Origin of the sequence: Micromonospora sp. ANENR4 (genome assembly GCF_015354395.1) — a bacterium.
In the GTDB taxonomy this organism is placed as follows: Bacteria; Actinomycetota; Actinomycetes; order Mycobacteriales; family Micromonosporaceae; genus Micromonospora; species Micromonospora aurantiaca.
This window is the reverse complement of the sequence record NZ_JADKYQ010000001.1, coordinates 96201-113360: the sequence shown is the minus strand read 5'-3', so window position 1 is coordinate 113360 and position 17160 is coordinate 96201. Positions and strand designations below refer to the sequence as shown.

Annotated in this window: 15 protein-coding genes; 10 read left to right on the top strand and 5 right to left on the bottom strand. The window is 73.9% G+C overall.

Annotation, left to right across the window (positions count from 1 at the left end; all coding sequences use genetic code 11):
• Nucleotides 1–169: 169 nt before the first annotated feature.
• Entirely contained in the window at nt 170–1333 is a 1164-nt protein-coding gene (locus IRY44_RS00510) for an acyl-CoA dehydrogenase family protein (protein ID WP_194798517.1), read from the top strand.
• Between the two features lie 53 nt (nt 1334–1386).
• Here the strand turns inward: IRY44_RS00510 and IRY44_RS00505 are convergent, their stop codons facing one another.
• Nucleotides 1387–2040, bottom strand: coding sequence for a hypothetical protein (locus tag IRY44_RS00505; RefSeq protein WP_194798516.1), 654 nt, complete (start codon nt 2038–2040; stop codon nt 1387–1389).
• A gap of 23 nt (nt 2041–2063) precedes the next feature.
• On the opposite strand from IRY44_RS00505, the gene IRY44_RS00500 reads away from it, so the two are divergent.
• Both IRY44_RS00500 and IRY44_RS00495 read left to right on the top strand, forming a co-directional pair.
• Nucleotides 2064–2579 (top strand): acyl-CoA thioesterase, encoded by a 516-nt coding sequence (locus IRY44_RS00500; protein ID WP_194798515.1) that lies wholly within the window; start codon nt 2064–2066, stop codon nt 2577–2579.
• 153 nt (nt 2580–2732) lie between these two features.
• The gene (locus IRY44_RS00495) at nt 2733–4724 is read left to right on the top strand and encodes an acetoacetate--CoA ligase (RefSeq protein ID WP_194798514.1); all 1992 of its coding nucleotides are present in this window, start codon (nt 2733–2735) and stop codon (nt 4722–4724) included.
• Between the two features lie 90 nt (nt 4725–4814).
• Here IRY44_RS00495 and IRY44_RS00490 read toward each other — a convergent pair whose 3' ends face one another.
• Nucleotides 4815–5504, bottom strand: a complete 690-nt coding sequence (locus IRY44_RS00490; protein WP_194798513.1) for a TIGR03089 family protein — start codon at nt 5502–5504, stop codon at nt 4815–4817.
• 150 nt (nt 5505–5654) lie between these two features.
• Between IRY44_RS00490 and IRY44_RS00485 the strand changes: the two genes are divergently transcribed.
• Both IRY44_RS00485 and IRY44_RS00480 read left to right on the top strand, forming a co-directional pair.
• Complete coding sequence (locus tag IRY44_RS00485; protein WP_194798512.1) at nt 5655–6800, top strand: glycosyltransferase family 1 protein; 1146 nt, start codon at nt 5655–5657, stop codon at nt 6798–6800.
• Nucleotides 6801–6864: 64 nt separating this feature from the next.
• Nucleotides 6865–7956 carry a mannose-1-phosphate guanylyltransferase gene (locus IRY44_RS00480; RefSeq protein WP_194798511.1) on the top strand — a complete coding sequence of 364 codons (1092 nt, stop codon included), beginning with the start codon at nt 6865–6867 and terminating at the stop codon, nt 7954–7956.
• 55 nt (nt 7957–8011) lie between these two features.
• Here the strand turns inward: IRY44_RS00480 and IRY44_RS00475 are convergent, their stop codons facing one another.
• Entirely contained in the window at nt 8012–8581 is a 570-nt protein-coding gene (locus tag IRY44_RS00475) for an NUDIX hydrolase (protein ID WP_194798510.1), read from the bottom strand.
• 39 nt (nt 8582–8620) lie between these two features.
• Here IRY44_RS00475 and IRY44_RS00470 point away from each other — a divergent pair, with 39 nt between their 5' ends.
• Both IRY44_RS00470 and IRY44_RS00465 read left to right on the top strand, forming a co-directional pair.
• Nucleotides 8621–9664, top strand: a complete 1044-nt coding sequence (locus tag IRY44_RS00470) for a hypothetical protein (protein WP_194798509.1) — start codon at nt 8621–8623, stop codon at nt 9662–9664.
• Nucleotides 9665–9906: 242 nt separating this feature from the next.
• Nucleotides 9907–10896 (top strand): helix-turn-helix transcriptional regulator, encoded by a 990-nt coding sequence (locus IRY44_RS00465; protein WP_194798508.1) that lies wholly within the window; start codon nt 9907–9909, stop codon nt 10894–10896.
• 15 nt (nt 10897–10911) lie between these two features.
• On the opposite strand, the gene IRY44_RS00460 is transcribed toward IRY44_RS00465, so the two are convergent.
• Both IRY44_RS00460 and cofD read right to left on the bottom strand, forming a co-directional pair.
• A complete protein-coding gene (locus IRY44_RS00460) occupies nt 10912–11997 on the bottom strand; it encodes a coenzyme F420-0:L-glutamate ligase (RefSeq protein WP_194798507.1) in 1086 nt (361 codons plus the stop codon).
• Complete coding sequence (gene cofD / locus IRY44_RS00455) at nt 11994–12941, bottom strand: 2-phospho-L-lactate transferase (protein WP_194798506.1); 948 nt, start codon at nt 12939–12941, stop codon at nt 11994–11996. The genes IRY44_RS00460 and cofD overlap by 4 nt, the downstream gene beginning before the upstream one ends.
• A gap of 99 nt (nt 12942–13040) precedes the next feature.
• Here cofD and IRY44_RS00450 point away from each other — a divergent pair, with 99 nt between their 5' ends.
• The 3 genes from IRY44_RS00450 to IRY44_RS00440 all read left to right on the top strand — a co-directional run bounded on the left by IRY44_RS00450 (nt 13041) and on the right by IRY44_RS00440 (nt 17088).
• Complete coding sequence (locus IRY44_RS00450) at nt 13041–13976, top strand: hypothetical protein (RefSeq protein WP_194798505.1); 936 nt, start codon at nt 13041–13043, stop codon at nt 13974–13976.
• A gap of 143 nt (nt 13977–14119) precedes the next feature.
• Complete coding sequence (locus IRY44_RS00445) at nt 14120–16645, top strand: bifunctional FO biosynthesis protein CofGH (protein ID WP_194798504.1); 2526 nt, start codon at nt 14120–14122, stop codon at nt 16643–16645.
• A 149-nt stretch (nt 16646–16794) separates the two neighbouring features.
• Nucleotides 16795–17088, top strand: coding sequence for a hypothetical protein (locus IRY44_RS00440; protein WP_091418605.1), 294 nt, complete (start codon nt 16795–16797; stop codon nt 17086–17088).
• Nucleotides 17089–17160: the final 72 nt, after the last annotated feature.

Below are 17160 nucleotides of genomic sequence, written 5' to 3'. Positions count from 1 at the left end.
ACTGGATGTCTGCTGTGAGGGTAATGGGGTCGGGCGGGCGAGGCTCGGGCGCGAGCCTACCCGCCGGTAAGGTTCGGCCGGGGCCGGTGGCTATCCTTCAGTTTGCGGCAGTCGTCGGCCCCCGGGCGGCACAGACTGCGCATGATAGCGGTGAAAGGGGAGGGCCGACATGGCCGCAGAGCAGTCGTTCGACGTCTACCGGTTGCCGGAGGAGCACGAGGCGATCCGGGAGGCGGTCCGTGAGGTCTGTGCGGCCAAGGTGGCTCCGCACGCCGCCGAGGCGGATGAGACAGGTGAGTTCCCCAAGGCGTCGTACGAGGCCCTGCGCGCCGCCGACTTCCACGCCCCGCACATCCCGGTCGAGTACGGCGGCGCCGGTGCGGATGCGCTGGCCACGGCCATCGTGATCGAGGAGGTGGCCCGGGCCTGCGCGTCGTCCTCGCTGATTCCGGCGGTGAACAAGCTGGGCACCATGCCGCTGCTGCTGGCCGGCTCCGAGGAGCTGAAGCGCAAGTACCTCACCCCGGTCGCGGCCGGGGAGGGCATGTTCTCCTACTGCCTCTCCGAGCCCGAGGCGGGCAGCGACGCCGCCTCGATGACGACGAAGGCGGTGCGTGACGGAGACCACTGGGTGCTCAACGGCGTGAAGCGGTGGATCACCAACGCGGGCGTGTCCGAGTACTACACCGTGTTCGCCGTGACCGATGCCACAGCCCGGTCCCGGGGCATCTCCGCGTTCGTGGTGGAGAAGTCCGACCCGGGCGTCAGCTTCGGTGCCCCGGAGAAGAAGCTCGGCATCAAGGGCTCGCCCACCCGCGAGGTCTACTTCGACAACGTCCGGATCCCGGCCGACCGCATGATCGGCGCCGAGGGCACCGGCTTCGCCACCGCGATGAAGACGCTGGACCACACCCGGGTCACCATCGCCGCGCAGGCGGTCGGCATCGCCCAGGGCGCGCTGGACTACGCCAAGGGCTACGTCCAGGAGCGCAAGCAGTTCGGCAAGCCGGTGGCCGACTTCCAGGGCATCCAGTTCATGCTCGCCGACATGGGCATGAAGCTGGAGGCGGCGCGGCAGCTCACGTACGCCGCCGCCGGCAAGTCCGAGCGCGGCGACGCGGACCTGACCTACTTCGGCGCGGCCGCCAAGTGCTTCGCGTCCGACGCCGCCATGCAGATCACCACCGACGCGGTCCAGCTGCTCGGCGGCTACGGCTACACCCGCGACTACCCGGTCGAGCGGATGATGCGGGACGCCAAGATCACCCAGATCTACGAGGGCACCAACCAGGTGCAGCGCATCGTCATGGCGCGTCAGCTGCTCAAGGGCTGACGAGCGACGTTCGGGCGGGCGGACCGGTCACGTACCGGCCCGCCCGCACTCGTTCAACGGCTCTCGGTGCCCTCCGGCCGGCCCGCTCCGCGCGGGGGCGCGGACCACGGCGACTCGCCGCCGGTGCGGCGGGGCAGCGGTTCGGTGGGGGACTCGGGGTACGCCAGCGTCAGCGGCGGCGTGTCCGGGTCCTTTGCCGGCGCCGGCGGCCAGTCGGTGAGCGTCGGCTTGTGCTCCACCGGTGCGACGGCCGGGGTCAGCTCCGCCTCGGCCGTCGCGGGTGTGGCGGGACGCCGCCAGCGGCTCGTGCTGAACACGGCCATCAGCAGCAGCGCGCCGATGAGGAACAGCGTGCCGTTGTCGAGCGGGTCGCGCAGCGGCAGCGGGTCACCGAGCAGCCTCAGGTCGTCCGGCACCCGGTCCCGCACACTGAACGGCGCGACGAACAGCCCGAGGTACGGAACCGCGAGCAGCAGGCCCGCCGCCAGCGGGCCGAACGGCGAGAAGCGCAACGTGCCGAGCAGGCCGAGCAGGATGCCGGCGACGCCCAGATAGACGGCCGGCTCGATCAGGTTCGGCGTGCTGTACGTCCCGATCTCCACCCAGCGGTCGACGGTCCGCTCAGATCCGTCCTGACCGAGCGTGACGAGCACCCAGGTGACGGGCGCCACCGCCAACCCGGCGAGGAAGCTCCAGAGATGTCGCATCCGCGCACCGTACCGTTTTCGGCATGACAGATCATCCCGCGGTCCCGCCGGGTAAGCCGACCTCGTACTCCCGCGTCACGCTCAGTCGCATCATGACCGCGGTCGATGTCAATCTGTACGGGACCGTGCACGGTGGGGTACTGATGAAATTCGTGGACGACGTTGCCGGTGCGGCGGCGGCGAGGCACAGCGGCGGCACCGCGGTGACCGCCTCCATCGACGAGATCGTCTTCTCCGAGCCGGTCCGGGTGGGCGATCTCGTGCACGCCCACGCGCAGATCAACTGGACCGGCCAGACCTCGATGGAGGTCGGGGTGAAGGTGGTCGCCGAGCGCTGGGACTCGGCCGAGGACGAGCCGCTGCCGGTCGCCACCGCGTACCTGGTGTTCGTGGGCGTCGACGTGGGCGGGGCGCCCCGCCCGGTCCGCCCGGTGCTGCCCGAGACGCCGGAGGACGAGCGCCGTTTCCGGGAGGCCGAGATCCGGCGCGCGCACCGGCTGGCCCGGCGCCGCGCGATCCAGGCCCACCGCGCCGGCTGACCGGTGCCCGCCCACACCGGTCCGGGGTGTGGGGTGTGGGCGGCGCACGCCCCGTACGGCCCACCCGGCGCGGACAATGGCGGCACGAGGTAGGGCAAGATGGCGCCACGGCTCCGGCACACCGTCGTGGCGGGCCCAGGGGAGGGTGGATCAGTGGCTGACGTGCTGTGGACGCCGCCGGCGGACGTGCGGGAGCGGTCCCGGATCGGTGACTACCTGCGCTGGCTGGCCGAGCACCGCGGGCTGGAGTTCGCCGACTACGACGCGCTGTGGCAGTGGTCGGTGACCGACCTGGACGCGTTCTGGCGCTCGATCTGGGACTGGTTCGACGTGGTCGCGCACACCCCGCCGACCGCCACCCTCACCGACCGGGCCATGCCGGGCACCCGCTGGTTCCCCGGCGCGACGCTCAACTACGCCGAGAACGTGCTGCGCATGCCGGGGCTGGGCGACGACGACCCGGCGGTGATCGCGCACGGTCAGACCCGCGCGCCGGAGACGCTCACCGCCGCCGAGCTGCGCGAGCGGGTCCGCCGGGTGGCGGCCGGGCTGCGCCGCCTCGGCGTGGGACCGGGCGACCGGGTGGCCGCGTACGCGCCGAACATCCCCGAGACGTACGTCCTGCTGCTCGCCACCGCCAGCCTCGGCGCGATCTTCTCCTCCTGCGCGCCCGAGTTCGGCACCCGCAGCGTCACCGACCGCTGGCAGCAGATCGAACCGACGGTCCTGGTCGCCGTGGACGGCTACCGGTACGGCGACAAGCCTGTCGACAGGCGCGCCGAGGTGGCCGCGATCCGGGCCGCGCTGCCGTCGCTGCGGCACACGGTCGCCGTCGCGTACCTCGATCCGGACGGCCCGGCCCCCGACGGCGCGCTGCCGTGGGCGGAGCTGGCGGCGCCGACGGACGAGCCGTTGACGTTCACGCCGGTGGCGTTCGACCACCCGCTCTACGTGCTCTACTCCTCCGGCACCACCGGCCTGCCCAAGCCGATCGTGCACGGCCACGGTGGCATCCTGCTGGAACACCTCAAGATGCTGGCGCTGCACCACGACCTGGGCCCGTCCGACCGGTTCCTGTGGTTCACCACGACCGGCTGGATGATGTGGAACTTCCTGGTCTCCGGTCCGGCGGTGGGCGCCGCGATCGTGCTGTTCGACGGCAACCCGGGCCACCCCGACCTGGGCGCGCTGTGGCGGCTGGCCGCCGACACCGGCACCACGTACTTCGGCACGTCCGCGCCGTTCCTGCTGGCCTGCCGCAAGGCCGGGCTGGTGCCGCGCGAGGTCGCCGACCTGTCCGCGGTGCGCGGCCTCGGCTCGACCGGCGCGCCGCTGCCGGCCGAGGGCTTCACCTGGGTGTACGAGAACGTGAGCGACCGCCTCCAGCTCCAGTCGCTGTCCGGCGGCACTGACGTGTGCACCGGGTTCGTCGGCGGCGTGCCGCTGCTGCCGGTGTACGCGGGGGAGATCGCCTGCCGGGCGCTCGGCGCGAAGGTGGAGGCCCGCTCCGCCGACGGCAGCGCGGTGATCGGGCAGCTCGGCGAACTGGTGATCACCGAGCCGATGCCGAGCATGCCGGTCGGGTTCTGGAACGACCCGGACGGCGCCCGCTACCGGGAGGCGTACTTCGAGGTCTATCCCGGCGTGTGGCGGCACGGTGACTGGATCACGGTGAACGAGCGCGGCGGGTGCGTGATCACCGGCCGGTCCGACGCCACGCTCAACCGGGGCGGCGTACGCCTGGGCACCGCCGAGTTCTACTCGGTGGTCGAAGGGCTGGACGAGGTGGTCGACTCGGTGGTCGTGCACCTGGAGGACGACGAGGGCGGCGCCGGTGAGCTGCTGCTGTTCGTGGTGCTCGCCGAGGGCATGGAACTCGACGACGACATGCGGAAGAAGATCTGCCGGGAGCTGCGTACCGCGCTGTCGCCGCGGCACGTGCCGGACGAGATCCATCAGGTCCGGGCCGTGCCCCGCACGCTGAGCGCGAAGAAGCTGGAGGTGCCGGTGAAGAAGATCCTGACCGGTACCCCGGTGGACAGCGCGGCGGCCAAGGGCGCACTGGCGAATCCCGAGTCCCTGACGGCGTTCGCCGCCCTGGCCCAGCGCCGGGCCACCACCGACAGCCCCGCCGCACCGCGCTGATCTTGCACTTTCCGCCCCGGCGAAAGGGGTGAATGCCCCGCGCCGAGGGCCGAAACCGCAAGATCAACGGGGAAGGGGAGGGCGCCGGGCTCAGGGCAGGGTGTGGGTGGTCTTCTCGGTTTCGGCACGGGAAGGCAGGCGGGTCGGGTCGGGGTGGGCGCATGCGACCACGCTCGCGCCCGCGATCAGCGGGGTGAGCAGCCACTCGACCGGGTCGGGGTGGGTGCTCACGTCGACCAGGAGGCGGTCGCCCTGGGCCAGGCCCAGCTCGGTGGCGCGGGCCGTCGCGCGGGCCAGCAGTGCCGCGTCCCCGTCACCGGCGGCCGGGTGCGGCGTGAAGTGGTCGCCGTGTCCGCGTACGGCGGAGACGAAGTCGGTGCAGCCCGCCGGCACCTGCCGCATCGGCAGCGCGAACGGGTCGAGCGCCAGCGCGTACCGCTCGCCGGCCGGCCACCCGGCCGCCTCGTCGACCCGGTCGACTGCGACGAACAGCGCCTCCACCGGAACCGGCGTGCCCGCCACCGTCAGCTTCGCCGACCAGCAGCCGAGCAGCACTGCGGCGGTCTGCCAGTGCGGCGGCAGCAGCACCCCGGCCGTGTCGCCGGGCGCGGCGCCCACCTCGTCGGTGAGCAGGTTCGCTGTCTTCGCCACCCAGTTCGCGAGCGTCGCCCCGGAGAGTTCGGTGCGCTCACCGGTGGCGTCGTCGTACCAGGTCAGCAGCGGTCGGGTGGGGTCGGTCGCGATCGCGTCGGCGAACACCCGGGCAATGTTGTCGGCCATCGGCGCGAACGATACGCGCCCCGCGTGCGTACTCGATGACAACGACAAGTCGGCGTACCGTCGGGTCGCGGTCAGCGCCTTCCGCCGGGCCCGGCGTAGGCTTGCCGAGAGTGTTCTTCCCCACAACTGCGCCACCTGAGGAGTCGCCCCGTGACCGCCGGTCGCCCGCCCCGCGTTCTCATCGACGCCACGAGTGTCCCCGCCGACCGTGGCGGCGTCGGTAGATACGTCGACGGACTGCTCGGCGCGCTGGGCCGGGTCTGCGGCACCAGCGTCGACCTGGCCGTGGTCAGCCTCCGCACCGACCTGGAGCGCTACACCCGGATGCTGCCCGGCGCGGAGGTGATCCCCGCCCCGGCGGCGGTCGCGCACCGGCCGGCGCGGCTGGCCTGGGAGCAGACCGGCCTGCCGCTGCTGGCCCAGCAGGTCGGCGCCGAGGTGCTGCACTCGCCGTTCTACACCTGCCCGCTGCGCGCCGGCTGCCCGGTGACTGTCACCGTGCACGACGCGACCTTCTTCACCGAGCCGGAGCACTACGACAAGTCGCGCCGGACGTTCTTCCGCAGCGCGATCAAGACGTCGCTGCGCCGGGCCGGCCGGGTGATCGTGCCGAGCAAGGCGACCCGCGACGAGCTGATCCGGCTGTTGGACGCCGACCCGACCCGGATCGACGTCGCCTACCACGGCGTCGACCAGGACGCGTTCCACGCGCCCGGTGACGAGGAGAAGGCACGTGTCCGGGCCCGCCTGGGCCTCGGCGACAGCAGCTACATCGCGTTCCTCGGGGCCAAGGAGCCGCGCAAGAACGTACCCAACCTGATCCGCGGCTGGGCCCGGGCGGTGGCCGACCGGCCGAACCCGCCCGCGCTGGTGGTGGCCGGTGGCCAGGGCCACGACGACGACATCGACCGCGCGGTGGCCGAGGTCCCGTCGCATCTGCGGCTGCTGCGCCCGGGTTACCTGCGCTACGCCGACCTGCCCGGCTTCCTCGGCGGCGCGCTGGTGGCGGCCTACCCCTCGTACGGCGAGGGTTTCGGCCTGCCGATCCTGGAGGCGATGGCGTGCGCCGCCCCGGTGCTCACCACGCCGCGCCTGTCCCTGCCCGAGGTGGGCGGCGACGCGGTGGCCTACACCAGCGAGGACCCGGACCAGATCGCCACCGACCTGGCCGCCCTGCTGGACGACGAGCAGCGGCGGCTGTCCCTGGCCAAGGCCGGTTTCGACAGGGCCAAGGAGTTCACCTGGGAGTCCAGCGCCGAGGTCCACATCGCGGCGTGGCGACGGGCCCGGTCCTGAGCGCCGGCTGCCGGTCCCGGGCGACCGACCGTGACGGCTCGCCCGCTTCGGGCATGATGTGCTGATGTTCTACGCCGTCATCCCGGCGGGTGGCAGCGGCACGAGGTTGTGGCCGTTGTCCCGTGCCGGCCATCCCAAATTCCTCCACCCGCTGACCGGCACCGCCGCCTCGCTGTTGCAGGCCACTGTCGACCGGTTGTCGCCGCTGACCACTCCGGAGCGCACGCTCGTGGTCACCGGTGCCGCGCACGCCGCGGCGGTGGCTCGGCAACTGGCTGGCCTGCCGGAAGAGAACATCCTGGTCGAGCCGTCGCCGCGCGACTCCTGCGCCGCGATCGCGCTCGCCGCGGCGGTGATCGCCACCCGGACCCCGGACGCGGTGATGGGCTCGTTCGCCGCCGACCACCTGATCGGCGACCCGGCCCGGCTGGCCGAGGTGGTACGGCAGGCCATCCGGGGCGCGGAGCAGGGGCTGCTGATGACTGTGGGCATCACCCCGACGCGTCCGGAGACCGGCTACGGCTACCTGGAGACCGGTGAGCCGGTGGGTGACGGCACGCTGCGCCCGGTACGCGAGTTCAAGGAGAAGCCGGCCGCCGAGGTGGCCGAGGTGTACGTCCGTTCCGGGCGGCACCTCTGGAACGCCAGCATGTTCGTCTGGCGGGTGGACGTCTTCCTGTCCGAGCTGGCCCGCCAGCAGCCGGAGCTGCACGCCGGGATCACCGCCATCGCGGCGGCCTGGGGCACCCCGGAGCAGGACGACGTGCTCGGCCGGATCTGGCCGACGCTGCCGAAGATCTCGGTCGACTACGCGGTGATGGAGGGCGCGGCGACTGCGGGCCGGGTGGGTACGGTGCCCGGCGACTTCGGCTGGAACGACGTGGGCGACTTCCACACGCTCGGCGAGGTGCTGCCCGCCGACGGCGCCGGCAACGTGGTGCTGGGCGGGGACGCCAAGCCGGGCGTGCTGCTGCACGACACCACGGGCACCGTGGTGGTGCCGCACTCGGGCCGGCTGGTGGCGACCGTCGGGGTGCACGACCTGATCGTCGTGGACACCCCGGACGCGCTGCTGGTGTGCCCGCGCGACCGTGCGCAGGACGTGAAGAAGATCGTGGACGAGCTGAAGGAACGCGGCGAGGAGGGCCTGGTCTGATCCGCCGGGCCGCCGGAGGGGGCACGCGTCCGGCGGCGCGGCGCGGTACCGCCGCTCAGCCGCCGGCGTGGCGGGCCAGCACCGCGAGCGCCGGCGGCACGAGCTGGGCGGTGGCGTGGGCGAGCGGCTCGGGCAGCCGGTCCGGCGAGAACCAGCCGAGAGCCTCGGACTCCGCGCTGACCCGCTCGACCGCGCCCGCGGGGGCCAGGGCGACGTACCGGACGTCGTAGTGGAACGACCCGCCCTGGCAGGTGACCTCGTGGATGTCCACGTCGATCGGCTCCGGCTCGACGGTCAGGCCGGTGATGCCGGACTCCTCGGTGGCCTCGCGCAGCGCTGCGGCCACGAGCGTCCGGTCGCCGGGCTCGCAGTGCCCGCCGAGCTGCATCCACCTGCGGATCTTGCCGTGCAGGCAGAGCAGCACCCGGCCGTCCGGGTCGAGCACCAGCGCGCTCGCCGTGACGTGCCCGGCGCGGTGCGTCCGGCTCATCGCGACCGGCCCGTCGGCCAGCAGCGCCAGCGTCCGGTCCCGGGCGGCGCCGGCGGCGTGGCTGGTCGCCGTCCAGTGGCTCAGCGTCGCGACGGCGTCGGCGTGCAGTTCGGTGTACGAGGTGAGGTCGGGCATCCGGACACTCTACGAGCGCCGCCTCCGTACCCTGGCGCGGTGACCCTGCGACTCGTCGAGTTCCTGGTGGCCGGCAACGAGGCCAGCGACCTCCTGCCGGTGCGGTCGGCCGCGCTGCTGCGGGCGCACGGCGCGCGCCGCGGCTTCTGGACCGTGCTGGACGAGGGGCCGGTCGAGCAGTGCCTGGCGCTGCTGCTGGAACGCGACGACGGCCACTGGGAGGCGCACCACGTGGCCGCCGACGCGGGCCCGGAGAACAGCCGCACCGAGGACGGCGAGGCGCTGGCCCATCACGACGGCTGGGTGTACGTCTTCGGCTCGCACTTCGGGTCCAAGCGCGGCCCGCTGCGGCCCCGGCGCGCGTTCGTGGCCCGGTTCCGGGAGGACGACGCGGTCGCCGGGTCGCTGCCGGTGCACGTGGTGCGCAACCGCTTCCTGCTGCACCGGGCGGTGAACGACGCGCTCGCCGCCGCCCCGCTGACGCTGCTGCCGGCAGGTGACCGGGTCCGGGAGCGGTTCATCGTGGAGACGCTGGCCCGGGGCACCGCCCGCGCCAAGAGCTGGGTGACCCGGCTCGCCGCCGACGACCTGCCGATCAACGTGGAGGCGGCGGCGTTCACCCCGGACGGTACGGCGCTGCTCGGGCTGCGTTTCCCGGTGACCGCCGAGGGGGAGCCGGTCTACGTCGAGCTGGCCGGCGTACCGGAGATGTTCGACGACCCGGAGCGGCCGGGTGACCTGCGTGCGCTCGGGGCGTACGCGCTGACCGGGGTGACGCCGCCCGGTGCGCTCACCGGTTTCCGCGCGATCACCCCGACCGGCGACGGCGGCTACGCGGCGGTGACCGGGTCGATCGACGCGCTGGGCAAGGGTTCGGTGCTGCTGGACGACCACCCGCACGGCGGCGAGGTGACCTCCCGGCACGTGCGGTTCCGGCACGACGCGGGCGGGGACGCCCTGGTGACCGGGGAGGTGGTCGCGGAGCTGGCGCCGTTCCACCACGTGGAGGGGCTGGCCGAGCTGGCGGGACGCTGCTATTACGTCACCGACGAGGACCATCGGGTGGCGCTCTGGATCGGATGAGCGAGGGCCGGGCGGCACCCCTGCGACTGATGTCGCAGACCCTCGTGGTGCCACCCGGCCACGCCCGTCAGCCGGCGTCCGGGTCATCGTTGCGCCCCGGCGTCGGCAGGCAACAGAGAGTTTGCCGAACCCGCCCGCCCACCGTCGAGGTTTTTCACCTGACGCTTAAAGATGGAGATTAGTACCGGCGGGTACAGTGCGAAGTGTGGCGGGCACCCCCGCCGTCCGCACGGGAGCAATCCATGTTGAAGATCATTTTCTCGGGCGAGGACGTCCTGCGGACCCGGGTCGCACCGGCCGCGGACCCGCTCTGGGAGCTGGTCCTCAGCCTGCACCTGCTCCAGGGGCGCAGCCGGGACCCGATGATGACCACGTGGCGGCGCACCGTGGCGCACGGACTGCGGACCGATACCGACGCCGAGCAGTACCGTCTCCTGCTCGCGCTCAACCCGCCGCGCGGCTACTTCCCCGACTTCCTCACCCCGTCCGCCAGCCGGGAGGGCATCGAGGCCGGACTGGACGCGGTCCGGGGCACCCCTGTGGACATGCTGCGCCGCGACCTGACGCGGCTGGCCGGGGAGACAGCGCTCCCGTCGTCGGCCAGCGCGCTCGCCCGCGGCGAACCGGAGACGCTGCACCACCTCACCGACGCCATGGCCCGCTACCAGTCGCTGGCGGTCACGCCCTACTGGGCCCGGGTGCAGGCGGCGGTCGAGGCGGACCGGGCCCGGCGTGCGCGCGCCATGCTCGACGGCGGCGCCGAAGGGCTGCTGGCCAGCCTGCGGCCGAACATGCGCTGGGTCTCGGGCGTGCTGGAGGTCCTCGACTATCCGGACACCCGGGAACTGCACCTGGACGGCCGGGGGCTGCTGCTCGTGCCGTCGTTCTTCTGCTCGCGTACGCCGGTGGCGCTGGTCGACCCGACGCTGCCGCCGGTGCTGGTCTACCCGGTGGACCGGCTCGCCGGCCTGACGCCCGCGTCCGGCGCCGCCGCGTCACCGCAGGGCGAGGCGCTCGCCGCCCTGCTCGGCCGTACCCGATCCCGGGTGCTCCAGGCCGCCGACGAGGGCTGCACCACCGGCGAGATGGCCCGCCGGCTGCGCATCTCCGCCGCCGCGGCCAGCCAGCACACCACAGTGCTGCGCAACGCGGGCCTGCTGGTCAGCCAGCGTGACCGCAACACCGTCCTGCACACGCTCACCCCGCTGGGCCGGGCCGTCCTCGACGCCTGAGCGCGCCCGCCGGAGTCAGAGCGCCAGCGTGGCGCTCGCGGCGCTGCCGGACGGGGGCGGGAGCAACGTCGAGTCGATCCCCTCCGCGGCCAGCGCGGCGCGCAGGCGTTGCAGGTCCGCGCCGAACCGGACCAGGTCCGCCCGGTCCACCGGGGTGGGCGCCGCGCCGAGCAGCAGGCCGGTGGCCGAGGCGGGCCAGCCGGGCACTGTCGCGGCCAGTCCGTCGCGTACCTCGTCGTCGGTGACGTGGGTGAAGACGGTGCCCGGGGCGACCACGCCGGCCATCGCCTCGATCGCCCGCCGCACCGCGTCCGCGTCGGCGGGCTCGGGGCCGACCCGGTCCGCGAGCGTCGCCGCCGCCCGCAGACCGGCGGCGCGCGCCTCGGCCGTGCCGAGCGAGAACAGGTCCATCGAGGCGTCGCGCACCAGCGTGCGGGCGCCCTCGTCGTCGTCCCGGGTCGCGGCGAGGTAACCCCGCACCACGGCGACCGGCACCTGGTCGCACTTGCCCTTGATCAGCTCACCGGCCGCTGCCAGCTCGTCGACCACCGCCATCTGGGTGACGAACAGCTCGTTGCCGTACGGGTCGACCTCGCCCCGGTGGTCGCGGATCGCCGGCATGCCGGCCACCCCGAGCGCCACGTCGGTGAGCCCGTTGCGCCACGGCCGGCCCATCGTGTCGCTGACGATGACCGCCACGTCGAGGCCGTACCTGTCGCGTAGCGCGTCGCGCAGCGCCCGGGCGGACGCGTCCGGGTCGACGGGCAGCAGCACCAGCCGGGTCTTGTCCACGTTCGAGGCGTCGATGCCGGCGGAGGCCATCACGAACCCGTGGTGGGTCTGCACGATCCGGGTCGCGCCGCGCGTCGCCACCACCCGGGCGGTCTCCCCGGCCAGGATGCGGTCCCGCTCGGCGAGCCGTTCCGGGCCGTCGGCCGGCACGTCGACCAGCCGCCCCTCCGCCTTCGACACGATCTTGCTGGTGACCACGAGCACGTCGTGGTCGCGCAGCCAGGGCGCCGCACCGGTGATCAGCGCCGCCAAGTCGTCGCCCTCGGTCACGTCGCCGATGCCCTGCACCGGCAGGATCTCCAGCCTCACATCAACTCCAGCGCGGCGCGCACCATCGCGGCGGTCGCCGCCTCGTCGGTCATCCGCAGCGGCGCCGCGCGGACGGTCACGTCCGGCACCACGGTGCCCTCGTCCTCCGGCGCGACCAGCCAGCCGTCGAGCAGGCCGCCCGCCGATCGGGCGCCGTAGAGGCCGCCCACGCCGGCCGCGCTGCACTCCACGCCGAGCACCTCGAGACAGCGGTCGGCCATCCCGCGTACCGGCGCGCCGCCGATGATCGGCGACACCCCGATCACCGGCGCCGGTCCGCCGGTCACCGCGTCGCGCAGACCGGGCACCGCCAGCACCGGGGCGATGCTCACCACCGGGTTGCTCGGCGCGATCAGCACCACGTCCGCGGCGGCGATCGCCTCGACCACGCCCGGCGCGGGCTTCGCCGCGTCGGCGCCGACGAAGACGAACCGGTCGGTGGGTACGGCGGCGCGATGACGAACCCACCACTCCTGGAAGTGGATCGCCCGCCGCCCCTGCTCGTCGGTGACGACGGCGTGGGTCTCCAGGCGGTCGTCGGTGGCGGGCAGCAGCCGCACGCCCGGTTGCCAGCGGGCCGCCAGCGCCTCGGTCACCTGGGACAGCGGGTAGCCGGCGTTGATCATCTGGGTGCGCACCAGGTGGGTGGCGACGTCCTTGTCGCCGAGGCCGAACCAGCTCGGCTCCGCGCCGTACGCGGCCAGCTCGTTCTTCACCGTCCAGGTCTCGCCCGACCGCCCCCAGCCGCGCTCCGGGTCGGCGCCGCCGCCGAGCGTGTAGAGCACGCTGTCCAGGTCGGGGCAGACCTTCAGCCCGTGCAGCAGCAGATCGTCGCCGACGTTCACCACGGCGGTCACCTCGGCGCCCACCTCGCGGGCGTACGCCCGCGCGCCGAGCAGGAAACGGGCGCCCCCGATGCCGCCGGTCAGTACCACGATGCGCATGGCGTCCATCCTTCCGCACGCGCCGCCATCGATCGTCCGGTGGCCGGAGAGACTACGCTCACTTCGGCAACTGTCCGCTTTCGTCCCCTGGGGGAGTCCGTGACCAGCCCCGCCGAGCCCGCGTCCGGCGACGCCGCGCAGGCCAGCCAGTTGATCAAGCCGTTGCGCGAGCTCGCAGCGCTCGTCCTTCTCGGCGCCAACGCCGTGCTTCTCTTCGTCGGCCTGGTGCGCCTGCTGCCGATCGACGACTACAGCACGGCCAGTGGCCGGGCCGGGAGCACGTATTTCACCTTCGTCGGCCTGGAGTCGACGGTCCTGCCGCTGCTCGCCGTCCTGATCGCCACCGCGATCCTCCCGGTCGTACCGAAGGCCAAGCTGATCACGCAGGTGGCGCTCGTCGAGTACGCCGTGTCCGTGGTGTTCGGCGCGCTGACGTTCCTGATCTGGCTGGTCGGCCGGCTCGCCGACGGTGAGGTGCTGGACGCCTTCCTCGGTCTGCTCACCCGCGTGGCGTGGCTGGCGATCTTCGGGGTCGCCGCGTTCGTGGTGTTCAAGATCTGGCGCACGCTCTACTACGTGCCGAAGCCCAAGCCGCAGCCGGGCGTGTACGGCCAGGCCCAGCCCGGCTGGCCGCAGCAGCCGGGTCAGCCCGGCGGCTACCCCGGTCCGGGCGGCTACCCGCAGCAGCCCGGCCCGGGCTTCCCGCAGGCCGGCTCGCCGCCGCCCGGCTGGCCGCAGCAGCCCGGTCCGTACGGCCAGCCGCAGTCGGCGCCGCCGTTCAACACCGCCCCGCCGCACGCGCCGCAGTCCGGCCCGCCGTCCGCCGACCCGCAGGCCGGCGTCCCGTACGCCGGTCCGCAGCAGGCGCCGCAGTACGGCTCGCCGCAGTCCGCGCCGCCGTTCGGCCAGCCGCCGTCGGCCGACCCGACGCAGGCGATCCCGCGCCAGTCCGCCGAGCCGGGCGCGCCGTCGGCCGCCGCCGACGACGAGCGCACCCAGCGGTTCGACCGCGAGGACCCGAACCAGCCCCGCTGAGGTCCGGGCGGCGGGCGACGGAGCATCGTCGCCCGCCGCCACCGGAGCCCGTCGCTGTGCGGGGGACCACCCGGTTCGTCCCGCTGCCCGGATCGCGACCGGGGGCGGGCATCCGGCCGTCCGGCAGCGCCTAGGCTGGGCGGATGGTTGATCGCAGCGACCCCCAACCGACCGAGGCGAGCATCCGGCGGGCACTGGGGCGGGCCGCCACCGGCCGGGCGCTCGACGCCGGCGAGGCGAGCGCCTTGCTCGCCGCTCGCGGGCCGATGCTCGACGACCTGCTCCGGACCGCCGGCGACATCCGCGACGCCGGGCTGCGCGACGCCGGGCGGCCGGGCGTTGTCACGTACTCGAAGAAGGTCTTCATCCCGCTGACCCGGCTCTGCCGGGACCGCTGCCACTACTGCACGTTCGCCACCGTGCCGCACCGGCTGCCCGCCGCCTACCTGGAACGCGACGAGGTGCTGGCGATCGCCCGTGAGGGCGCCGCGCAGGGCTGCAAGGAGGCGCTGTTCACGCTCGGCGACCGGCCGGAGGAGCGGTGGCCGGCGGCCCGCCGGTGGCTGGACGAGCGGGGGTACGACTCGACGCTCGACTACCTGCGCGCCTGCGCGGTGGCGGTGCTGGAGGAGACCGGCCTGCTGCCGCACCTGAATCCGGGCGTGCTCACCTGGTCGGAGTTGCAGCGGCTCAAGCCGGTGGCGCCGAGCATGGGCATGATGCTGGAGACCACAGCCACCCGGCTCTGGTCGGAGCCGGGCGGCCCGCACTACGGCTCGCCGGACAAGGAACCCGCGGTACGCCTGCGGGTGCTCGACGACGCCGGCCGGGTCGGGGTGCCTTTCACCACCGGCATCCTGATCGGCATCGGCGAGGACCGGGCCGAGCGGGTCGACGCGATCTTCGCGATCCGCCGGGCGATGCGGGAGTACGGCCACCTCCAGGAGGTGATCGTGCAGAACTTCCGCGCCAAGCCGGACACCGCGATGCGCGGCATGCCGGACGCGGAGCTGCACGACCTGGCCGCCACAGTGGCGGTGGCCCGGGTGCTGCTCGGCCCGAAGGCCCGCATCCAGGCCCCGCCGAACCTCATCGCGGGCGAGTACGACCTGCTGCTGCGCGCCGGCATCGACGACTGGGGCGGCGTCTCCCCGGTCACGCCCGACCACGTCAACCCGGAGCGGCCCTGGCCGCACCTGGACGAGCTGGCGGCGCGTACCGCGAGTGCCGGGTTCACGCTGCGCGAGCGGCTGACCGTCTACCCGGAGTACGTCCGGGCGGGCGAGCCGTGGCTGGACCCGCGCCTGCTGCCGCACGTGAGCGCGCTCGCCGACCCGGCCACCGGGCTCGCGGTCGAGGCGGCCCGCCCGGAGGGACGGCCCTGGCAGGAGCCGGAGGAGGTGTACGGCGGCCGCACCGACCTGCACGTCACGATCGACGTCACCGGCCGTACCGACGACCGGCGGGGCGACTTCGACAGCGTGTACGGCGACTGGGCCGAGGTGGCCGGCAAGGTGGCGCCGGAGGCGCGCGCCGGCGTACCCCTGGGTGCCGGCGCGGACGCCGACCTGCGCGCGGGCCTGCGGCTGGCGGCCGACGACCCGGCGGCGCTGCTGACGCCGGCGCACGAGGCGAAGGCGCTGGCGCTGTTCGGCGCGGACGGCCCGGCGCTGGACGAGCTGTGCCGGCTGGCCGACGACGCGCGCCGGGACGCGGTCGGCGACGACGTGACCTACGTGGTCAACCGCAACATCAATTTCACGAACGTCTGCTACGTGGGCTGCCGGTTCTGTGCGTTCGCCCAGCGGGAGAGCGACGCCGACGCGTTCCGGCTCTCGCTGGAGCAGGTCGCCGACCGGGCCGAGGAGGCGTGGACCGCGGGCGCGACCGAGGTGTGCCTCCAGGGCGGCATCGACCCGAAGATGCCGGTGACCGGGTACGCCGACATCGTCCGCGCGATCAAGGCGCGGGTGCCGGACATGCACGTGCACGCGTTCTCCCCGATGGAGATCGTCACCGCCGCCGCGAAGGCCGGCGTGCCGGTGCGGGAGTGGTTGCTCCAGCTCCGCGAGGCCGGGCTGGACACCATCCCGGGCACCGCCGCCGAGATCCTCGACGACGACGTGCGCTGGGTGCTCACCAAGGGCAAGCTGCCGGCCGCCGCCTGGGTCGAGGTGGTGAGCACGGCCCACGAGCTGGGCATCCGGTCCAGCTCCACGATGATGTACGGCCACGTGGACCACCCGGGCCAGTGGCTGGCCCACTTCCGGGTGCTGGCCGGTGTGCAGGACCGGACCGGCGGGTTCACCGAGTTCGTGGCGCTGCCGTTCGTGCACACGAACGCGCCGATCTACCTGGCCGGCATCGCCCGCCCGGGCCCGACCTGGCGGGAGAACCGGGCGGTGCACGCGATGGCCCGGCTGCTGCTGCACGGCCGGATCGACAACATCCAGTGCTCGTGGGTGAAGCTCGGCGACGAAGGCACCGTGGAGATGCTGCGCGGCGGCTGCAACGACCTGGGCGGCACGCTGATGGAGGAGACGATCTCCCGGATGGCCGGCTCGGGCAACGGGTCGGCCCGTACCGAGGAGCAGTTGCGCGCCATCGCGACCGCCGCGGGGCGGCCGTTCCGCAAGCGGACGACCGCGTACGGTCACGCCCGCGCCTGAGGTCGAACCTTTGCCCGCCGCGGCCCGTACCTGTGGATGCCGGCGGCGGTTTCGGCGAGGACCGCCGCCGGTGACCCCGAACCGGGGCCCGGCGGTGTCCGGGCGCCCGGCCGCTGCGGCGCTGCGGCGCCGGTCCGGAAAGGTTGCCGATGAGCACTGACGAGACCACCGAGGCGCCGAAACGGCGGACCTGGCCGCGGTTGACCCGCAGGCAGACGCTCACCGCCGCGGCGAGCGCGACACTGGGCGCCGCCGCCCTCACCGTGCCGGGCCTGTCCGCCGCGCAGAACGCTCCCACGGCGAGCCGGCGCGACGAGCCGATCGTGGTCCACCTCCGCGACGCCGCGGCCGGCGTCATGGACGTCTTCGTCGGCACCAACCGGGTCGAGGTGCGCGACCGCGGCCTGGCCGACCGCCTGGTGCGCGCCGCCGGCCGGCGCTGATCCCACTCTTCACCGGCGCGGGCTCCCGGCGCCGGTTCCGACTTCCGTTCCCCCCGACGAAGGTGCGTCCGC

What these genes read in the sequence shown, in the direction of transcription:
- IRY44_RS00510 (WP_194798517.1), top strand. Translation starts at nt 170, where the DNA reads ATGGCCGCAGAGCAGTCGTTCGACGTCTACCGGTTGCCGGAGGAGCAC.
- IRY44_RS00505 (WP_194798516.1), bottom strand. Translation starts at nt 2,040, where the DNA reads ATGCGACATCTCTGGAGCTTCCTCGCCGGGTTGGCGGTGGCGCCCGTC.
- IRY44_RS00500 (WP_194798515.1), top strand. Translation starts at nt 2,064, where the DNA reads ATGACAGATCATCCCGCGGTCCCGCCGGGTAAGCCGACCTCGTACTCC.
- IRY44_RS00490 (WP_194798513.1), bottom strand. Translation starts at nt 5,504, where the DNA reads ATGGCCGACAACATTGCCCGGGTGTTCGCCGACGCGATCGCGACCGAC.
- IRY44_RS00480 (WP_194798511.1), top strand. Translation starts at nt 6,865, where the DNA reads ATGTTCTACGCCGTCATCCCGGCGGGTGGCAGCGGCACGAGGTTGTGG.
- IRY44_RS00475 (WP_194798510.1), bottom strand. Translation starts at nt 8,581, where the DNA reads ATGCCCGACCTCACCTCGTACACCGAACTGCACGCCGACGCCGTCGCG.
- IRY44_RS00465 (WP_194798508.1), top strand. Translation starts at nt 9,907, where the DNA reads ATGTTGAAGATCATTTTCTCGGGCGAGGACGTCCTGCGGACCCGGGTC.
- cofD (WP_194798506.1), bottom strand. Translation starts at nt 12,941, where the DNA reads ATGCGCATCGTGGTACTGACCGGCGGCATCGGGGGCGCCCGTTTCCTG.
- IRY44_RS00445 (WP_194798504.1), top strand. Translation starts at nt 14,120, where the DNA reads ATGGTTGATCGCAGCGACCCCCAACCGACCGAGGCGAGCATCCGGCGG.
- IRY44_RS00440 (WP_091418605.1), top strand. Translation starts at nt 16,795, where the DNA reads ATGAGCACTGACGAGACCACCGAGGCGCCGAAACGGCGGACCTGGCCG.